Origin of the sequence: Pseudoalteromonas thalassia (assembly GCF_049257215.1) — a bacterium.
Taxonomy (GTDB): Bacteria; Pseudomonadota; Gammaproteobacteria; order Enterobacterales; family Alteromonadaceae; genus Pseudoalteromonas; species Pseudoalteromonas lipolytica_C.
This window is the reverse complement of sequence record NZ_JBMMUE010000010.1, coordinates 11,214-31,433: the sequence shown is the minus strand read 5'-3', so window position 1 is coordinate 31,433 and position 20,220 is coordinate 11,214. Positions and strand designations below refer to the sequence as shown.

Sequence of the window (20,220 nt, the reverse complement as noted above, 5' to 3'; positions counted from 1 at the left end):
TGCAATGCCAACTCTATTTTTCAGGCTCATTATCAGAGATCATCTTCAAGCGCTTCATCATATTTCTTAGATTCTGATGATTACCCAAGCCTAACATTTCCGCGCTTTTTACCCGACCATTGCCCGTAGCTTTCAGCGCAGCTTCCACGTAACTTTTCTCTATACTTTCAGTTATTTGCTTTAAGTCCACCACATCACCGTAAGCCAAGTGAATATCTTGTTCTTTTTGTTTATTTTCTCGCTTTATAAGTGCATTTTGAATATCTAAATCGGATATTTCATCTTTGTCAGAGAGTAATAAAGCTCTATTCAAGGTACTCCAAAGCTCCCGTATATTTCCTCGCCAAGGCTGTGCCAATATAAACTTCATTCCCTTATTGGAAATTTTCTTACTTTTATAGTTTGGATGTTTTTTTGCACTATCATTTATTTCTTTTGCCAAGGCGTTTACTAAGGGTTCAATATCCTTCTCACGATTTCTTAATGGCGGAATTTCAATTACACCAAGCGCCAATCGATAAAATAAATCTTCACGGAACTCACCATTCTCAACCATGCCAACCAAGTTGCGATGTGTAGCAGCAATTACTCTGACATCAACGGTTATTGTCTTATCATCGCCAACGCGGGTGATCTCACCCTGTTGTAACGCCCTTAATAGCTTAACTTGGACATCTAACGACAATTCACCGACTTCATCTAAAAACAAAGTTCCACTGTCTGCCTGTTCAAATAAACCTTTATGCTCTTTTAATGCGCCAGTGAACGCCCCTTTTACATGCCCAAAAAGAATTGAATCGACTAGGTTTTCGGGTAAAGCGCCACAGTTCACCGTTTTTATCGGTTGAGAAGCACGACTGCTAGCTTTATGAATCGCATTGGATATAACTTCTTTACCAGTGCCTGTTTCGCCTAACACCAAGACAGGTAAATCAAGAGGAGCTAATTTCGTTGCTTTATTAACAACCTCAAGCATTTGTGGTGAGACAGCAATGATGTCCTCAAAAGCTTTGTCATTGGTAGGTAATTTAGTTGCTTTAGAGGTTATTGCCCTAGCTACTGAAGCATCATGTTCAGCTACAAAATCAAAAGGAATGTCATCTAAAAATATTTCTCTATTTCTATTTGATTGATAGAAATATGTGTTAGGTTTAGCTTTACCCAATATAATGCTTACGGCTGACATAGCCGGTGAGCCAGAAGTTAAGTTTATATAGAGCTTCTCGCTTTCACTTGAAAGTTTATTGATCCACTTCTGAGATTGTTTGGATATAGATACGTAATCTATTGGACTTGTAATCCTAACAGTGTGACCTTCAACTACTTGAAAGGGACGTTGAGCTATAGCTAATTTTTTTTCCAACCAAGGAATATAGTCACGCCTTTCGTCTTCCCAAATATTCGAAATAATTACTATTTGGTCGAAGGGTTCAGGATGCTTTAACGCGATATTAGAAATCGGAGAGGAAGTATCCTCCTTCATGCCATCAATATCAGCTTGACCAAACCACGTAAATAAAGTTTTCACAGTCCACACTTATTATTCTTATTCAATTGTAAATAATCTTACCTTATCTAATATTTATTACATACAAAAAAGGTGAGCTAATTTGCTCACCTTTTAAATATTCGACAATCTGATCTAACTAGTTTCCATGTACATTTACGGTTTCCAAGTACATTGGGCTAGTTTCCATTCAGATCTGCCGTGATGATCACAACTATCGAAGTTGGAAACTCAGCACCTATATTTTTTCAATAACTTAAGAGATTGTTTGTTACAAACCTAGTTGGAAACTTTGCCCTTTTTTGTTTCAGAAAACTTACTGGTAAAGCAATAGTAGTTAGAAACTAGACTACGGGGCCTTATATATCAGAGCTTAACTTCGTTGCCAAAGAGCAAATTAGGGTTCGAGAACACCTAATTCAAATTAAATGGGTTAACGTCGTTTTCATATTTTGAGTATTAAACCAGTCATTTAAGCAACCTCTAACTCTATAGCTTGATGTCGACTTTTTAGATCTTCCAAATATTTATCATCTTTACACAACTCTATCGCCATAACTAAATCCGCTTTTGCTAATGTATATTCTTTATTAGCAAGCAGGCACTGACTTCTCAACTCATAATATATAGAAATTCTATCTTTAGCTTTTGTATCTTCTAATGCATTTTCTAAAGCACTTTTCGCACAACTTAAAGCCATAGCCATATATTCTTCACTATCTGGAGGTGTACTACTTTTACCAAGTCCCAATAAAGCCTGCGATTTCCGATACAAAGTCCAGTGTGAAGCTTGCTCTTTTTGCGAAACCTTTGACAATACACTAAGAGCCTCATCATATTTTGTTGATATAATGTAGGATTTGGCCACAGCTCTAGCGTCGAAAGGTTTAAGCTCAGTCCGAGCAGATAACTTATCAGCAAACATTAAGCTAGCATCAGATAATCTCTTAGAAATTACACTCTTACCTTGACGATTAGCTGCATCAGAAATATTTGCTAATGCCTCACAAGCACTAACCCATTGCCTTTTAGAGACGAACTCAGGCGGCAATTCAAGCATGTCAGGAATACTTTCAGCCAAGTCTAAACAGCAATCACTATGGTGATAGCCAAAAATAGAAGTAAATGAAACAAATGCCTCGTAGAATTGATCTAACCCTTCCATACTTGACATCGTTATTAAACTAGCTAATTTTTGAACTTGTTCTGGATTATTTGAGATTTCATTTTTAACACTATAGTAAGATCTTATCCTCGCTATTGCAGCCAAAGAGACCCTGAGAGGCACTACTGAAGAGTCTGATAAGATATCCTTTAAAAGCACTTTTATAGAAAATTCCCCAGCTTCTCTAACTCGTGGACTAACTCTATACAGACTTCCTAGGTGGGCTATTTGACCATGAATTGCATGCCAATTGGGCTTTAACTTAAGCAATTCTTCAAAGCACTCTAATGACTGTTCGTGCTTTTCGCATCGCCTTAAAGCTTTTCCCCTATGATGCATTAGCTCTGCTCTGATCTCATCACATTGATATATATTTAAGGCTGATTCGTAATCTTTAGCACAGTTTTCGTAGTAATCAATTCGAGAATCTTGAGCGATTGAGTAAGAATAAGACTCTTTAGAGTCAATAATACACATAACTTCGGCCAATGATAGCTCACCTGTAAACTCCTTGTTATACAGCTCATCATGGATGATCTTTTTGTAACTATCTTCAATTTGAAGAAGGCTATATGTTAACCAGTCAACCTTGCCAATACGATTGTTTTCTACTTCATCCCTTATCTGTTTCTTAGCCAAATGAACTTGCCGAAGAATACTTGGAGTCATTTCACCAGAGGCTTTGCCGACATATTCAGAAATCGAATTTACCATACAACTCTGATCTATATTTTCTCTAACTGCAATCGCTACCAGATCATGCAACCTTAATATACCTGGTGTGTTGGATTGAACAACTATAGACAAACCTTGAAGGTTATGTAGTTCTAACTTATTAATGAAAAACTCTAAGAAATCGGAATCGTAAAAATTTAGATTTGAATTGGCAATTTTCTTTAATGCTTTTAGTGTAGCGGGAGGGACCTTTTTCAAAATGTTACTTATTATTGACTCCCCTTTATGATCAATAATGTCAACAGGCACATCCAAAACATCTCGATAAAACTTATCATTACTATTCTTTCCCTTTGAAATAACCTTTCTTGCTAGAGCTAAGACTAAGGGAGAGAAGCTACATGCTTTCAAAAACTCATCACATGCCTCACTAATGCTAGATGGATTTTCACCAAGTATTTCAATAGCTTGCTTTTTCTGGATGTTTGGCTTTGAAATATATAACTTATTATTAGGGTCACTTAGCTGGGAACTAAGCACAACAATTCCACCTAAGGAAAACCCACCTTGTAAGTCCCTAAAGTCATTGTCATTTAATATTCGTTCAATGCTATCAATAACTAAGATAGTTTTAGATGAATTAAATGTCTTCACAACATTTATTGGTTTACCACCACGCGTTCTATGTATATCACTAAGAGCATATCCATCTATCCAATCATCTCCATTGATCCATAATTGGTTATCAAATTTTTGAGCGCACCTATTGACATAATCAATTAAAGCTTGTGTTTTTCCTGAACCGCTAGCACCAGACAAAATACCAATATTTTTTCCACTTTCGAAGTGCTTTTCTAACACACCATAAGTAATAGGGTCATGCACATGATGTTCACAAAGAGGGGCAACTTTATGCGATGGTTTTACACGAGGTAAGTCAAATTCTTTATCTAATTTATGAACAAACTCATCAGCTTTATTTGCCTGAATATCTTCAAATTTATTTAAAAGTGCAATACCACCTTCGTTTTTACTCTTGACGACTTGAGCAACTGTTTCAACAAGATAAACAAAGACACTTAACAATATTAACGACCAACCCCAAACTCCATTTGGTTCTGCAAGCGGTATCTTGTATTGAGGAAAAATCGATTGATTAACTAATATCCAATTTACTATTTCAATCCATAATGGGGGATTTAATAAACCTAATCCTGTAACTAGTAATGGCCAAATAAGGACTTTTGCAAGCGAAGGCCTGAAGTATGCAATAATAAAAGAAAAGATCTGTTTAAGCGCTTTATTTGTGTCAATTTTGAACACTAAAATCTCCTTAGTGGTCGCTATTTATTGGTTATATCATAAGCTTGTGGCGGGTTTATCTTTAAAATTAATTAAACCAGCTCACCCCCCCCAAACAACGACATTACACATCCTTCGAAATACTAACAAGTATTTAAAAAGGTTAGTAAGTCAATTTACTTACGACTTTTCTAAAACCCTAATCCTTTCTAATCAAACTTGCGTGGACTAAAAGATACAGTAGTAACAACATCGAAATGATCTTCCTCAAATGGATAGACACACAATAATGCTTTTTTCCACTGTAGTGTCGTGTTTATGTCATTAATAATGGAAAAAAGCACTATTGAGAAATCGTAAGCTCCAACTCATTGAAGATGACCATATCAGCGGGAGATTTTTTATAAACTTCTTTTCGACGAGTAATTTCGGCTACTAGTTACTAATTTTTAAGACTAGTTTTCAGTTGGGCTAGGCTTAAAAGTTGCCGCAAGCTCTTCATTGCTAACATTAAAAAGACGTAGTGCCGCACGAGTAGAAGATGGCGATTCAATACGAGCAAACAACTCTTCAAATTGCATCGCATCTCGGCGTTTTTCAAGTTGCTCGATCAAAGCTGGCTCACCACGTTGATATTTATCCGGAATATTGAGGTTGATGATTTTCTCTAAGAAGCGTTGACCAGTGTACTTTTCGATACGGCGAACATGTTCCTTCTCCATGACAAATACGACATCTGCCCAAGTTAATAACTCTTCACTGCATAATGTTGTATTGTTTCGCTTGCACTCTTTCTCACTCAAACCCGCAGAACGGTATTCACGTAATGGGTCTTTTGCTGCAAAGTGCTCTTCAGCTGTTTTGCTGCGATTTAAATTCGAGGTGCATAAAAATAAGATATTCATTACAGCTTCTCCTCAGTTGACTGCCGTTTCCACTCTTGAGCAGCTGCTCGATGTAATAGCTTCTGCGTATCGTCAAATAATGCTCCAAAGTCTTTCTCATTAAGCTGAGGCGGTAACATCAGCTGAACGGTTGGAATGTGTGTTTCGGGGCATATCTCAACATGAAGCACTTCCACTTCGCCGCCTTCAACCATGCCGGACAGTGTCCGAAGTAATCGATTCATTATGAACACGAACTTATCGTCCACCAGCAAAGGGGTGTAAATGAGTACATTCGGTGAGTGTTCACGAAGGTGCTGTTCAAGTGCAGTCGCATACATATGAGCCCCTTAGAGCGATAAAAAACCTTCTATATAGAATGAGACAAAAAGTGGGAAAAATCTCGGAAGTGTCACTTAAATCTCGGAAGTGTCACTAAAATTTCGCAAAAAAATTGTTTAATGGTCTCGACGAACAAAAAACAAAACGATTAAACGCTCAAAAAACGACGCTATCGCAACCTAATTAGTTCAAGTCTGTAAAATCCCCCCTTAACAGAGTTGAATAGCAGTAAAATCAGAGGAGAAAGCCCATTAAACATAACCACGCATTATGAGCTATCCCCCATTTTTGATAAGTTGAGAGCAAATTAGCCGCGAACAGTCCATTTTCGATAGTTCTCTGTATTTCCAATGTCACTCTTTAAAACCGAAGAAACGAATACTCTACAAACAGAAAACACATGCAACAGGCTTCATATAATAGATTGATTTATAAACCAATTACCAAAATTCACAGTTTTCCTGTCAAGCACTTTTTCTACCATTTTGGTTGCAAAACAAGCAAACGAACAGCCTGAATCAATGACTTAGCAAATTCATGCTTGCAATTTTTTTTGAAACCATTAGTCTCTTATTTGGAGACAATAAAACATGTTTTTGGTGAGAGATAGGCATTAAAAACCTATTAATTAGCTGTTTGAGTTGCTTGTATCTTACTTAACTGGCTTTCTTCGCAACGCAGTTGCGGAATAACAAGATTAATTGATAACAATAAATAACTGTCTACCAATTTTAAAAAATTACTCTTTTGAAGTCCCGCGAGTTTGAAGTCCCGCGAGCCAAAATCTGCTGAGCCAACCCAAAAGCCAACGGAACCTTTTCACGATAGCGCCTTAGCCAACTGTGACCACCCACAGCTCTATCGATTGCAGACAACGAAGTAAACTTACCTTGCAGCGCTTCAAGCTGATCACACAACACCAAGTCTCGTACAGCCCAGTTTATGCCTTGAGGCTTACCTGGTGACTTCGCTTCAGGAAGCTGAGCGTATAACCATGCGTTGTCGTGTTTATAGAGCCACATATATGCATTACACTGATGTTTAATCACATTGCGTGATGCATCAGGAAACCGCCTCATAAAGTTTATCAGCGATGTTCGATTGCTTAGTTTTCGCTGCTGCATCAGTAGATGATGACGCCATGCGGATAAACCTGCATGCGACTGAATAACTTGCTCTACGGCTCCAATTGACAATCCTAACTGATGCGCAATGTCCTGCCGATGCTGACCTACAAAGGCTTTACGCCATATGCAGCGTTCCATCTGTGGAGTGATGCGTTTGCGACGTCTCTCAATCGTAATTTGGTGTCGAAGGGCCACTCCTTTCACATAACCTACGCTGCATTTTAGCTGTGCGGCACACTGACGAAGAGAACAGTGTTGCTTGAGCAGTTGAAGCACCTTGCGCTCTTCGGGCACTGTATGCGTTTTCTGATGCGGTATGACGGCCGACTTACTTTTCTGCCCAGCAAAGAACTGCTCAGGTGAGTCAGTCAGGTACGCCATTAGTAATACATGACGAATATAATGAGTTGGTGCATCTTGATGCACTAACCGGGGTACAAAATGAAATGTAGACAGCTCTGGAGGCAGCACTTTGCCTTGAACATCAAAAAGAGTGAGCCAAGTACGCTGTAATTCTTTTTTTAGCTGTTTCCAGCGTATTCGCCCACCAGCAGTGATAAAACCTTTCGCATCTAACCACGCAATGTACCGCTCGGACATACTTCCTAGTGGGGTAAATTGGCTTAATAACGCATGTAATTCGACGATGTAGCGACTTAACTTGAGCGCATTCGACTCGACTTCAAGATTGAGCGTATTGTATACAAGGGGTAATTCGTAAGCATGGTTTAGCGCCCCTTCACCGGCTTCAACGGTAGACAGTACTCTCGCATGCACAGGACAGACAGAAACCCCATGAAGTTGATGCATGGTGTGCCAATACGCCAGCCCATACCGCGCTTTATCTTCTTCCATACAAGCACAGCAGCACTTCAACACATTGCCGAAGCTCAACTTGCTAGCAGCCATTCTGGCTTGCTCGTAGACTGTTGATGCATTGTTTTGCACTTCACTGTTTGCCAATGCGAGTCGCTTTTCTTTATCGCTCAATCCAAAAGCGACGAGAGGATGGGCTGATGCTTCAAGGCGAAGGTGCTCAACAGTGCTGTCTGCCAATAGCGCTAGTGATGATAAATGCCCCGGTAACAGGGCATTGATACGGACAGATTCGCGTCCGAATAAAGTTTGGTTCGTCACTTTCCACGAACCGTAGGGAGACAGTAAATGGGCTCTCGCTGCCAAGCTATACCCACATTCACCGGGTAAAAGCCTGAGCTTATCCATGCGTTGCCAGCTCAGGGTACGTTACTGCAATAAAGTCTTCTAAAAGCAAATACACCAAAGGATGTGGATGAGCGGCTACTGAACTTATTTGCGTTAAGTGCGGACTTAGCATCATTGGGTGACATAAAACCCCTCTGTGCAGTTTAAGATTACGAAACCAAGCGCTGAGCTCGTACTCACTAAAGTATGACAAGAAGCGCTTTTGCCATACCCCCAATAATCGCCGCTCCGCCACACTGTTTCGCTCAAGTGTCGATACCTCAGCCAACTCCCGAACGCGCTTAACTAACGCTAACCGCCTATCACGCATAATAGGACTATGAGCTAGCCGTAGACTCGCCGCTTCAATTCGCTTCATCGTATCTGTCATCGCGATAGGTGCAGCTTCAAGCCAGGCTCCGCAATCAGGACAAGTATTTCCCTTTGGAGGAAATGCTTGTTCATTCAATCGATGCTGTCGCCAACCACATGCCTGACAACTATCAATTAATGCTTCATCATGCTTGTGACAATAAAATACGCCAGCCAACTGATGGTTTCGATGAAAGTACGCCAAACCATAATGAGCTTCGTTTTCACCCACACACATCGGGCACCAACGCCAGCGTGCAACATGCGTTGACTCTCCTCCTCTTACAACTTGGTTAGGCTCCTTTGCTTTTTCCCACACTAAATCTTGTGGTAAAAATGCTCGAAAATAATTCACCAAACTATGTTCAGCATGAAATTCACTATCTTCAAGCTTACCCATGGCATTAAGTGCTTCGTTTTCTAATGCGCCGAAAGCCTGATGAGGTGACACACTGCGCACAGCAAGTCGCATTAGCGGCTCGTCAGGAACTAAACACGTAATGCGTTCAAGATAATGCCAGCGAGCCGGGGCAGATTGACAATCTTCCCCAGGCAATATTGTTCGCCAATGAGTCATCAGTCTTCCCCTAACATCGATAAAAAGTTATCAGGGGACATCTTGTCACTTTCTTGGCTCGCATCCACTTCATACGCCGTTCGAGGTGGCTTGTGAGGTATCACCTGCACTTTACCTCTTAGCAGCTTTGCGTTATCTCGCTCACATTCCTGCATCATCTGCTTCGCTTTGCTCTCGACAGCTTTAAGCTTTTCGACATCATGATGGGCATTCTTAGGATTAACCATCTCAAGTAAACGCATGGGTTTTAAGTCTTCATATGCTTTGTAACCAGAACCAACACGCATGCTGTGTAATGCCGCAATGGGACCGGACAAAGGCGAAAACTGTTTGAGGAATACATGCTCTAACGCGGATGCAGTCAGAGTTTGTTTGGAAGCTTCAAAATAGCTTAAAAAGCGCAATGTTGCTTGAACTACCGATACGGCAATAGCAGGAATGCCCGCAGTTAAATCATGCAGTTTATAGCGAAGCGCTTCATCACTGTCTCTGGCGGCTGAGAATCGAACAGAATTGAATAATGCATGACAAAGGTTTTTCCAAAATCCTGATTCGACATCACAGCTAGCCAAATTGAGTGAACCGGCGCGAAGTGTACGCCGTGTAATAGTCATCTCTTTAGCAAAAAGCTCTAGCGCACTGAAGGTGCCAACAAAAATTGTCGATACCCCTAAGGTATTTACCAGTTCTTCCACAAACTTCATCGACGTTTTTTCATTGGTGCCGATCTTGAAATCACTTGAGCTAGGCGCAAAGTTTTGTGCTTCATCTATGATTAAAGCGCCGATATGATGCTTAACAACCGCTTTACGCACCGTTTGGATCAGTTCATACACGCTACTATTGCGCTGCTTATACGCATATTGCTCACCCGTTGCTTCATCAATCGCGTCTAATATGGCTTTTAAAAATGCTTTCTGACCGACTCGATCATGATGTTCAACGTATACATACGTTATCTGCGTCAATGGACACGGTTTCATTGTGGCATCCGACATAGAATAGGCCGTGTGTTCAATCTTTTGCTCAATCTGCTCCAGCGCTTGCTTGACCATGCTGGACTTACCGCGCCCGCTCAAACCGGATATCAAGAAGGTATAGCTGTTCTCAAGCAAGTTTAGACGTCTGATATTTAATGACTTAAGCGGTGCATCTTTATCAGCTTCAATAGCCGCTAAAATACCTTGCCAATCATCATTGAGTGGATTGCGCCCGAGGTAAGACACTTCAATGCCAAGCCGAATCGCTTCATAAATCTCAACCATCTCATCTTGCACAACGTGCAAACTAAACAAGTTAAGAATACTAGAGCGAGTGTAATAGCCATGAAGTTCCTCTGGGACACCGGTCAAATCTAATCCATCAACAAATGATACTCCGCACTGTGTATGAATCTGCTGTTTAGCGAGCGGAAAGCCTAACCCTTCGACAAGCGGGTTGCCACGGTGCATCGGATTGGGATGACGAATATAGTTAGCTTTAGCCATGAGTCACCTCCACAGCGTTCGGATTACCAAACATGTCTGATGAAGAACTGACTAAATCATTTTGCGCAATATCTTTAACGGCACCTTGCATGCCTTTTTCAATATCTTGTCGATACTGATGATACTGTCTATCAGCCTCGGTTTTTCGATTATCTTTGATATCAGACACAATCCCTTTAGCCTGCGATTTTTGATGCTGATTAGTACGCGTTTTAGCCATTCTCTCTAAGGTGCGTAAGTCAGATCTTAAAATCACTGAACTAATCCGAGATTGTTCCTCTGCGACAGCAAGCTGAGACTTTAAGATCACCATACGATGATGTATTTGTTCCCAGACCATGTTTTTATAAGCTTCACTGCGCTCTGTAAGCTCAAGTTGATATACTGTCTTAGTTTCTTCGTCTTTGTACCAGATATGATTCGTCGAGCTCTCTGAGTAACGAATTGAGATAGACTGACGACCAAAATTTTTAGAAAGCTCTAAAAGCGGCAAACGCTCAAAATCAGTAGAAGAATAATACAACCCCTTGAAATACACGCCTTGGCTTCGCACACTGACTTTTGCCTCCGGCAACAAACCGAACAACAATTGCTCCCGAGGCAACTTTGCAGGTGCAATGACGCAGTTGCTTAAGCTGTAATTCCAAGCATCGCGAGGGGCAAATGCCACACCGTCGCGCTCCATTTCGAAGGTACGATTATTAATACGTGTAGAGTGATTATTAGCGTGAAGAACACACTTAATGATTGCGCGAGTTAACTCATCGCTAGTCAAAACATTGTTGCGGCTAGGATGTTGTTCATCAAATTTATTAATCTTGATGACTTTACCGTGCTCAAGCGGAGAAAATGCTTTCTTTTGAATAATATCGAAACTTTTCTCTACAGTGCCTTTACACACTCCCATGTGATACGCATTTAAATTGACCACTTCTATGCCAATTTTACCTTTGAGCAAGGCCTCCATATTCTTATCACTGTTTTCTGTACCACGGTCTGCCGTTAACTCACGCGGAGGATGGCAACACGGCCAATCCTCGGAGCTGATTTTGACTCCGAACTGTTTGCAAAATTCGACTTTATCAGAACATGCATTGAGTAAAGCGTGACAGGCCCCTGTCCAGTCAGGGCCATGAAAAGCGATGTGCATGCCAACGATCATACTGGTCACAACATCGACCACTAAATACAGAACCGGTCTACCAATTGACATTAACTCATTCGAAAACTCATAGCGCACATAGACATCTAATATTGTGCTATCAATTTCATAGCGACTTGTTGCACCGCGCAATCCGTGCTTCGCACTTCCCGTTCTCGCTTTGTGATCTCGTGTATAGTTTTTCTCACCGACACGCTTTCTTAACCACGTCAATTTAGACACAATTTTATTAATTTGACGTTTGAACGCCCTTGACGAAATCACGTGATTGTTACCAAGCGGAACACGCAATTCTTCTATCATCTCATCAATCGTTGCCCCTTTTGGTCGAATTGATACGCTGCCGTAACGATAGATATAGTCTTCATATAAGTCTTGAAGTACGACTTCCTTGCGATTGCGTAAGTGCGAACGTGCAAACTGTTCAATATCCTCAACGTCTTTTTGCGTGACATGACGATAAGCAGTTCCGTTAACCGTTTTTGGACCGGGTTTGGATGAAAGATCGTGCAGCCCATCCTCATTCAATATTGGAGAGTCAGGGAGAGAAAAGTTTTGACCGCAATAGTAATAATTCGGGAGTAAGGCATTTTTTATCCCACCATCCCGAAAATAGCGATTTAACATGCTAGTGACATATTTCTTATTGCGCTGAGAAAGCTCAATCAGCTCTTGCAATAATCCCTTAGGATCACCAAATAGATAACGATGCAACTTTTCAGGATCCTTCACAAGAGGCTTAATTGTCGACCAGGCGGCATCTCGCATCTCCAGAGGGTCTTTCACTTCATCATTAGCTGCATTTTTCTTGAGTAATTTGAGCTTTTTAGCTAAAAGCTTTTGTTTGAAATAGCTGTCATCTTCGAACAAAATATCGGGTATATTCGGAGGTAACAACACCCACTCTTTACGTTTTACTTTCTGCTCAAAATATTTAATTTTTATTGTAAATGGTCGACGAGGTCTGTTACAACTCAAGTCAGAGACAGCAATTTCGTCTTTTTCTTCCGCTACGATGCGGTATTTCACTTCGGGGTGCTTCGGATTAACGGAAGCAATAATCTGATTAACAAACATAGTCCACCTCCTTCGCTACCGCTGGTAACGGGCGGTTTAGATTAATCTCAGTCGTCCAGTCAAAATGCAGCACACGCTCATAAGCGAGCATCTGAAAAATGCTTTGGATCTGATGTAATGGCAGATTGATATCACTTGCAGTGCGTTCAAGATTATTGCGCACTGTAGCTGTGGGATAGTTTTCGAAATTAAGCGTTAAGTGACAAAGCACAGCGGATTTCAAGTCATCACTAATATCAATATCATAAGGAGAGTCATAACATTCGCGAAAATAACGCAGATTGCTTGTTACTGATTTATCAAATGACTTCTCGGTCAACTGTGTCCACGAAATATTATTTTGTAAGCAGTAGATTCGCTCTATTTCCGCTTTAGCGTTTGTCCGCGCTACAGCTTGCGGACTGGTAATGTTTTTATCTAACGCATCAGAGTATTTGAAATTATAAGCATGTCGGCTTTTGTCGGAGTGAATCACTAAATAATCCAGCGTCATCGTTTTCGCTGGACGATGACCATTGAAATTTACCGCTTCTTGATACGAAGATGGGTGCACGATATTAAGCTCTGTAGCCACTTGCATCGTATCTGCTATGGGAAGCGGGAATTGCTCTAAGATATTTTTCACTCGTTTGTTTGCTTCAAAGTGAAAAAATGCCTGAAGTTCTCCACGGCTCAGAAAGTGATGAGCGCGTTTGGTTTTGTGACTGTATATGATCTGCCCTTGCCCGATCGTGTGAGACTGCCTGACAGTAATCCAAGGGCGATATCCCTCTTTTTTGACTTTTGCATAATATCGAGCAATGCGACTTCGCTCTTTATCTGTGATGATAGGTTGAGTGACTTTTTTCATCTAGATTTCCTCTTTGAATAGTAAAAAAAGAGGAAGATAGTCGAACGTTCAAATTACATCAACACACATAATATACTGATAATTAAAGAATTTTATTAGTAGGCACTAATAATTTAAAGTGGTCAATTTTTGAGCTTTTGTAAAATCAAAGACTTGAAAAACAATTATTAACAGCCGCTTATATTTAAATATAGTATGTATATAACCAGAAAGAATAAGGTATTTAGAAAGAGTATATTAATGCTGCAATTTAATGAGAAAAGTACCGTGTAAGAACCAAGCCCGATCGCAAATGTAACTTTTTACCGCAATTCAATTGTAGACAAATTACTGAACTAGCCTGAGTAGGAGTTGCCGCTTACTCAACCTTTGCTGGGTTTCATTTTGTGGTAGATATTTCATTACAATGATAGGTTGGTCATGTATTGAATGGCCGCACAAGGCTATTTAGGATTATATTTGTTTTGAAGGGAGTAGAGCTCTTGAAAAGCTTAAATTATCACACCACTATTGATCACTTTTACTGATTCAAATTTTGCATTATTTATCTTTATTTGATATAAAAAATCAATCAAAACATATAAAAAACAAGGATCAAAGTAACCTAATTTAGAGCCTTGGAAAAAGAGGAAATAAAATGGAATTTATTATTGGGTTATTTGTAATTTATTTGATTTATAAATTATTTAAAGGTAACAGTAAACCTTCTGCACACAATCCTCCCCCTAAAAGAACTCCCCAACCTTTTTCTGAAAAAACAAAAGTCCCTAAAAGTAGAACCTCATCCCCCAGTATTGCTGTAGGCTCTTCCAGCATAAGTGTATCCAGTTCGTCTAATCATGCTTATTTAGACGATGATGATGACTTTGCTACTTTTACTATTCATACAAGCTTTGGCCGAGAGCCAGAAAAAACAACGAACAAACAAAAAGGTCGATGGATAAGTGTAGAAGAACAACTTTCTGTTAATGGAAGGCAGTTAACGAAAGGCTTTTTCTACTTTGGTGGAGTAATGAATTCACTAGATGGGTACGGTATAGAGCCATCTCTAGTGGATGATAAACGCCCGGCTTCAAGTCCCTCGGTAGATTCAGAAATATACACTGATGAATCCTTAGGGTACTGGCCAACTTACGCATCCTTATCTAAAGGCTGTAGAGGCGCTTACCTAGATTGGCTCGCCTCTGATCGCTCAAACCCCAATACGCCAATTGGTTATGTCTTCATCTATTTCTACGGGTTTGAGAGAAGAGTCATCGAAAACAAATCAAATAATCAAATATCTAATGAAGAGTACATAGCAATATTTGAAGAAGTGTTGCGTCTCAATAGCGTTTTTAACGCAAATCGTTCGTTCAGAGGATACTCTGCTAATTTCCTCGAACTAATGGCACTTCAAAGACCCGCCTTATTTGAAGATAGACTGTCAGATATACCAGAAACTAATAATGCATTGTCATTCAAAGTAAAACTTGCAACAACTATAGCCAATGGAAACCCTGTAACAGCTCCCTTAGCTTTAGAGTGGCTAAAAAATACATTCGAGTATTCCCTAAAAACTCCCGCCCGTAGATGTGAAGAAGAGTTTAGCCAGCTTTTCCAAATTAGATTTTCTGAAAAGTTTGGCGAAGGAATTTCCGTAAAACCCAATAAAACTAAACTGCGACTTTCATACCATGCGGCAAGTAATGGTGTGCATGGGGTTGATTTGGAGTTGGGTGACTTACCTGATCCAAGTATTCTCAAAGGCCCAATTAAAAAGCTCATTCCTATTGCCGAACAATGTACAGAAGAATTGAGCAGCTATAGCCGTTACTTAGGAAAAGCTGAAACCTCAAGGAGTGACATTGCAGCGTTGATGTTATTACCTAAAGAACTGGCAAACGAAGCAAATTCACCAGTTATAGAAACATTTAAGTCTTGGGCAAATCAGATAATTAGTTCAAATGATGGACTAACCACTGTCAAGGATTTCTGGACTCATACAGGTACACCTCTCCCTAAGGCATTTAACAAAAAAGAAAATGAACTTGTCGCTAACTTGGCTGCTAAGGCTGAAATAGGTATTGCGCCAGACCAACGTTTTCACCATGCAAAATTGAAAATCGATGACAACATTGTGCTCTTCTCACCGGGCCATGGAGAGTTTTTTGAGCCAAGCTCGGCATTCAACCAAGTAAGTTTAGCAATTAGGTTAGGGGCAATGGTCGCAACGATAGACGGTACTGTAGATCAGCATGAGAAAATCGCCTTACAAACGTTGATAAACCACGATGACAAACTCTCACCTTCTGAAAAGAACTCGTTAAATGCATATTTAACTTGGCGTCTAAATGCCCCTGTAAATAATACCGGCTTGAAAGCTAGGATTGAAAAACTCGGCGTTCCACAGGTGGAATTCTTGAAAAGATTCATGCTTTCCATCGCTCTTGCTGATGGAAGAATCGATGCTTCTGAAATTAAGCAAATTGAAAAGTTATATACCTCGTTAGGCTTAGATAAATCACTCGTTACAAGTGACATTCATGCGTTTGCCTCCAGTAAACAGCCTATTTCTGCCACACCTAAAGACGTTTCAATTGATAAAAGTACCTTTCAGTTGGATGAAGGTATTCTGGCTATGCATGAAAGTGACACCAACGATGCAAAGAGTATGCTGGAGAGTATATTTGCCGTTGATGAAGAAGCTGACCTGGAAGTGATCCCCACAACTGATGTCAATGAAGAAGGCTTAGAGAGCCCTTACAAAGAACTTTTTGAAACTTTGATAGCTAAAGAGTCGTGGCCACGTAAAGAAGTTCATGAACTGTGCAGCAAACTAAACATAATGGTTGATGGCGCATTAGAAACTATTAATGACTGGGCTTATGACAAAGTCGATGCGCCAGTTCTAGATGACGATGGTGATATCTATGTCGATCTAGAAATCGTAGAAGAATTGAAGGGATAAACAATGGTTGCAAAAAGAATACGAGCTAAAGAAAGGGATGCAATTATCCAATCTCTGAAGTCAGGTGTGACTCCTAAGATTGGAATCCAGCATATCCAAGTTGGTCGAGTAAATGAATTAAAAGCTCTGATCCAAGACATTGATCGGATCTCAGATGGAGGTTCAGCTTTCAGGCTCATTATCGGCGATTATGGTTCTGGTAAAACATTCTTTTTAAGTGTTGTACGTGCTATTGCTCTAGAGAATAAGCTTGTAACCGTCAATGCAGACTTATCTCCTGATAGACGTATTCATGCATCGGCTGGTCAAGCTAGAAACCTTTACTCTGAGCTAATGCGTAACATGGCGACTCGCAACAAACCTGATGGTAATGCTTTAACCAGTGTAGTTGAAAAGTTCATCACAGAAGCGATGAAAGAAGCTGATACTTCAGGAAAAAGTATAAATTCAATTATCCATGAAAAATTAGCATCACTTTCTGAACTCGTTGGCGGTTATGATTTTGCTAAAGTTATTGAGGCTTATTGGATAGGTCATGAGAAAGATGATGAGATACTAAAAGCTAACGCCATAAAATGGTTACGAGCAGAGTATTCAACTAAAACCGATGCCCGAAATGACCTAGGTGTTCGAACAATTATTTCGGATACATCTTTTTATGATGCGCTGAAATTAATGAGTTTATTTGTCAGACAAGCTGGCTACCAAGGGCTTCTAGTTAACTTAGACGAGATGGTAAATCTATATAAGTTGAACAACACCACAGCGAGAACTTCTAACTATGAGCAAATACTCCGAATTCTAAACGATTGCTTGCAAGGAAGCGCTGAGCATTTGGGTTTCCTTCTCGGCGGAACCCCTGAGTTTTTGCTAGATCCACGTAAAGGCTTGTATAGCTATGAAGCACTACAATCTAGGTTGGCAGATAACAGTTTTGCTAAACAAGCGGGCGTGATTGATTATTCGTCACCGGCACTACACCTCGCTAGCTTAACCCCTGAAGAACTCTATATTTTGCTTAAAAACTTGCGTCACGTTTATGCTGAAGGTGACGAAGCAAAGTACTTGGTTCCAGACGAATCTCTCAAAGCGTTCTTACAGCATTGCAGCCAAACTATAGGAGATGCGTATTTTCGAACGCCACGTAACACCATTAAAGCATTTTTAGATATGCTCGCGGTGATCGACCAAAACCCGCAAATTGCATGGCATAGTCTAATCTCATCAGTAGCAATTAATGAAGATAAGCCTTCCGATGTTGAACTCGAAACAGAGGACAATGAAGATGGATTTGCTGACTTCAAACTATGATTGATGAACATGAAAAATTAGACCATCGGATTCAGCGCTGGATATTCAAACAAGGCTGGACTGGCTTACGAGAAATACAATGCCTTGCTATTGAACCTATATTGTCTGAAAAGACAGATGTGCTGATCAGCGCTTCAACCGCAGCAGGAAAGACAGAGGCATTTTTCTTGCCTGCGCTCAGCGCCATAGCACCTCAAGAAACGGGTGTAGGGATCCTTTACGTTAGCCCTCTAAAAGCCCTTATAAATGACCAAGATAGGCGCTTAGAAAGTCTGTCTGACCTGTTAGAAATACCGGTTACTCCCTGGCATGGTGATAGCTCACAGGGCCGAAAGAAGAAATTAAAAGCATCACCATCCGGTGTCGTGTTAATAACACCTGAGTCATTGGAGTCATTACTCATCAGTGACTCTGGCTGGATCAAAGCAGCATTCTCTAATTTGAAATATATCGTTATTGATGAGTTTCATGCCTTTATTGGCTCTGAGCGCGGCCATCACTTACTCTCTTTACTTCATAGACTTGAACACCTTCTCGGAAGACTAGAAACACCAATCCCGAGAGTCGCTTTGAGTGCTACGCTTGGTGAGTTAGAGAAAGTACCTCTATCACTTCGCCCTAATCGCTCTTTACCTTGCAAGATCATCAAAGATACACATTCGACTTCCACCTTGAAGGTTCAGGTAAAGGGGTATGTCAACCCTGCTAACTTAGAAGCTGAGTCTTCCAATGATGCCGAATATACGATCTGCCAAGATTTATTTAAATTTTGTCGAGGCGGAAATCACCTTGTGTTTGCAAATAGTAGAAGCCGTACAGAAAGCATTGCGGCTACATTATCTGACTTCTGTGAAGAGAAAATTGTACCGAATGAATTTTTTCCTCACCATGGTTCGCTATCTAAAGATCTTCGAGAAAGCTTAGAAAAGCGATTGCAACAGGAGCATTATCCTACCACAGCGATTTGCACAATGACTCTTGAACTAGGCATTGATATCGGCAAGGTAAACTCCGTAATTCAAGTAACAGCCCCCCACTCTATTTCAAGTTTACGTCAAAGAATGGGACGCTCAGGAAGACGCGGTGGAGCCTCAATATTGCGAATGCTAATCGCTGAAGCTGAATTGACAAAAGACTCTAGCGTCATCGACAAGCTGAGATTGGAGCTTATTCAATCTCTGGCCATGATCAGACTTCTTATCGGCAGTAAATGGTATGAACCAGCTGATACATCACTTTACCACTTCTCAACACTCCTTCACCAAGTACTTGCGGTTACTGCACAATGGGGAGGAATTAGAGCCGAGCAATTATTTAGTTTGCTCTGTAAAGATGGCCCTTTTCAAAACGTTAATGTTGAAAACTTTAAAGCACTACTTGTCCACATGGGCAAAACAGAACTCATAACTCAGTTAGGAAGTGGTGAATTGGTTCTTGGCCTTTTGGGAGAAAAGCTGACAAGCCATTACTCGTTCTATGCTGTTTTCAAAACGCCTGAAGAGTTTCGGATTGTATGTGGAACAAAATCACTCGGAACGCTGCCTGTAGATTCATTGGTATTGGAAGGTCAGCATATTGTTTTCGGTGGAAAACGTTGGAAAGTAAACGACATAGATAGCGAAAAGAAAGTCATTTATGTGGAGCATGCAAAAGGTGGCAAGCCGCCTAAATTTGGTGGTGCTGGCTTGAACATACATGATGTTGTCCGGCAAGAGATGTTCCAAATATTAAAAGACGGTGACTACAGAATTTCTGTGGGGGATCAGAAAGTCGACTTCGCTGATTCAGCTGCACGAGAACTGTTTGGTGAAAGCGTACGATATTTCGAAGATGCAAAGCTCTCTAGAGAACCACTGCTCCAGGTTGGCAATACTACTTATATATTCCCATGGCTTGGCGACAAAGTGGTAAATACAATTGTCGCCTTGCTAATCCAACATGGGTTTGAAGCTGGCGCATATGCAGGAGTCATAGAAGTAGAAAAAGCGCCATTAGAAAGTGTTCGCTCAATATTGCTCAAACTTGCTTCAACGGAACTCCCAACAGAAACAGAACTAGCACAACAAGTACAGGAAAAACGTATCGAGAAGTTCGATGAGTTCTTGCCAGAAAGTATTCTATCCATAGGGTATGGAGCAAAAGCATTTGACCTAACAACTACAGCTGAGTGGTTGCAAAACATAAAGCAAGATAGACCACTAAGTATTTAACATAAGAATAAGAGAGAAA

Annotated in this window: 12 protein-coding genes; 3 read left to right on the top strand and 9 right to left on the bottom strand. The window is 40.5% G+C overall.

The features are described 5' to 3' along the window. Positions 1-13: 13 nt before the first annotated feature. From AAEU31_RS12745 to AAEU31_RS12705, 9 genes are all read right to left on the bottom strand, one after another. A complete protein-coding gene (locus AAEU31_RS12745; protein WP_421967376.1) occupies positions 14-1,528 on the bottom strand; it encodes a sigma-54 interaction domain-containing protein in 1,515 nt (504 codons plus the stop codon). A gap of 451 nt (positions 1,529-1,979) precedes the next feature. Beyond that, on the bottom strand, positions 1,980-4,670 hold the full coding sequence (locus AAEU31_RS12740; protein WP_421967375.1) for a hypothetical protein: 2,691 nt from the start codon (positions 4,668-4,670) through the stop codon (positions 1,980-1,982). Between the two features lie 434 nt (positions 4,671-5,104). Further along, a complete protein-coding gene (locus AAEU31_RS12735) occupies positions 5,105-5,554 on the bottom strand; it encodes a hypothetical protein (RefSeq protein WP_421967374.1) in 450 nt (149 codons plus the stop codon). Next, complete coding sequence (locus AAEU31_RS12730; RefSeq protein ID WP_421967373.1) at positions 5,554-5,874, bottom strand: hypothetical protein; 321 nt, start codon at positions 5,872-5,874, stop codon at positions 5,554-5,556. The genes AAEU31_RS12735 and AAEU31_RS12730 overlap by 1 nt, the downstream gene beginning before the upstream one ends. 732 nt (positions 5,875-6,606) lie before the next feature. Then, positions 6,607-8,226: a TnsD family Tn7-like transposition protein gene (locus tag AAEU31_RS12725; RefSeq protein WP_421967372.1), complete on the bottom strand. Its 1,620-nt coding sequence runs from the start codon at positions 8,224-8,226 to the stop codon at positions 6,607-6,609. Continuing rightward, positions 8,219-9,154, bottom strand: coding sequence for a TniQ family protein (locus AAEU31_RS12720; RefSeq protein ID WP_421967371.1), 936 nt, complete (start codon positions 9,152-9,154; stop codon positions 8,219-8,221). Before AAEU31_RS12720 ends, AAEU31_RS12725 begins: the two co-directional genes overlap by 8 nt. Continuing rightward, entirely contained in the window at positions 9,154-10,641 is a 1,488-nt protein-coding gene (locus AAEU31_RS12715; protein WP_421967370.1) for an ATP-binding protein, read from the bottom strand. The genes AAEU31_RS12720 and AAEU31_RS12715 overlap by 1 nt, the downstream gene beginning before the upstream one ends. Further along, positions 10,634-12,880: a TnsB C-terminal domain-containing protein gene (locus AAEU31_RS12710; RefSeq protein WP_421967369.1), complete on the bottom strand. Its 2,247-nt coding sequence runs from the start codon at positions 12,878-12,880 to the stop codon at positions 10,634-10,636. Before AAEU31_RS12710 ends, AAEU31_RS12715 begins: the two co-directional genes overlap by 8 nt. Further along, positions 12,870-13,730, bottom strand: a complete 861-nt coding sequence (locus AAEU31_RS12705; protein ID WP_105200887.1) for a TnsA endonuclease N-terminal domain-containing protein — start codon at positions 13,728-13,730, stop codon at positions 12,870-12,872. The genes AAEU31_RS12710 and AAEU31_RS12705 overlap by 11 nt, the downstream gene beginning before the upstream one ends. A 637-nt stretch (positions 13,731-14,367) precedes the next feature. On the opposite strand from AAEU31_RS12705, the gene AAEU31_RS12700 reads away from it, so the two are divergent. Genes AAEU31_RS12700 through AAEU31_RS12690 form a run of 3 tightly spaced genes read left to right on the top strand, consistent with a single transcriptional unit; the run spans position 14,368 to position 20,201 of the window. Beyond that, positions 14,368-16,680: a tellurite resistance TerB family protein gene (locus tag AAEU31_RS12700; protein WP_421967368.1), complete on the top strand. Its 2,313-nt coding sequence runs from the start codon at positions 14,368-14,370 to the stop codon at positions 16,678-16,680. Between the two features lie 3 nt (positions 16,681-16,683). Next, a complete protein-coding gene (locus AAEU31_RS12695; protein WP_269408919.1) occupies positions 16,684-17,991 on the top strand; it encodes an ATP-binding protein in 1,308 nt (435 codons plus the stop codon). After that, the gene (locus tag AAEU31_RS12690; protein WP_421967367.1) at positions 17,988-20,201 is read left to right on the top strand and encodes a DEAD/DEAH box helicase; all 2,214 of its coding nucleotides are present in this window, start codon (positions 17,988-17,990) and stop codon (positions 20,199-20,201) included. The genes AAEU31_RS12695 and AAEU31_RS12690 overlap by 4 nt, the downstream gene beginning before the upstream one ends. Positions 20,202-20,220: the final 19 nt, after the last annotated feature.

Coding starts and splice junctions, on each gene's coding strand:
- AAEU31_RS12715 (WP_421967370.1), bottom strand. CDS start 10,641: ATGGCTAAAGCTAACTATATTCGTCATCCCAATCCGATGCACCGTGGC.
- AAEU31_RS12690 (WP_421967367.1), top strand. CDS start 17,988: ATGATTGATGAACATGAAAAATTAGACCATCGGATTCAGCGCTGGATA.
- AAEU31_RS12725 (WP_421967372.1), bottom strand. CDS start 8,226: ATGGATAAGCTCAGGCTTTTACCCGGTGAATGTGGGTATAGCTTGGCA.
- AAEU31_RS12700 (WP_421967368.1), top strand. CDS start 14,368: ATGGAATTTATTATTGGGTTATTTGTAATTTATTTGATTTATAAATTA.
- AAEU31_RS12695 (WP_269408919.1), top strand. CDS start 16,684: ATGGTTGCAAAAAGAATACGAGCTAAAGAAAGGGATGCAATTATCCAA.
- AAEU31_RS12735 (WP_421967374.1), bottom strand. CDS start 5,554: ATGAATATCTTATTTTTATGCACCTCGAATTTAAATCGCAGCAAAACA.
- AAEU31_RS12710 (WP_421967369.1), bottom strand. CDS start 12,880: ATGTTTGTTAATCAGATTATTGCTTCCGTTAATCCGAAGCACCCCGAA.
- AAEU31_RS12720 (WP_421967371.1), bottom strand. CDS start 9,154: ATGACTCATTGGCGAACAATATTGCCTGGGGAAGATTGTCAATCTGCC.
- AAEU31_RS12705 (WP_105200887.1), bottom strand. CDS start 13,730: ATGAAAAAAGTCACTCAACCTATCATCACAGATAAAGAGCGAAGTCGC.
- AAEU31_RS12730 (WP_421967373.1), bottom strand. CDS start 5,874: ATGTATGCGACTGCACTTGAACAGCACCTTCGTGAACACTCACCGAAT.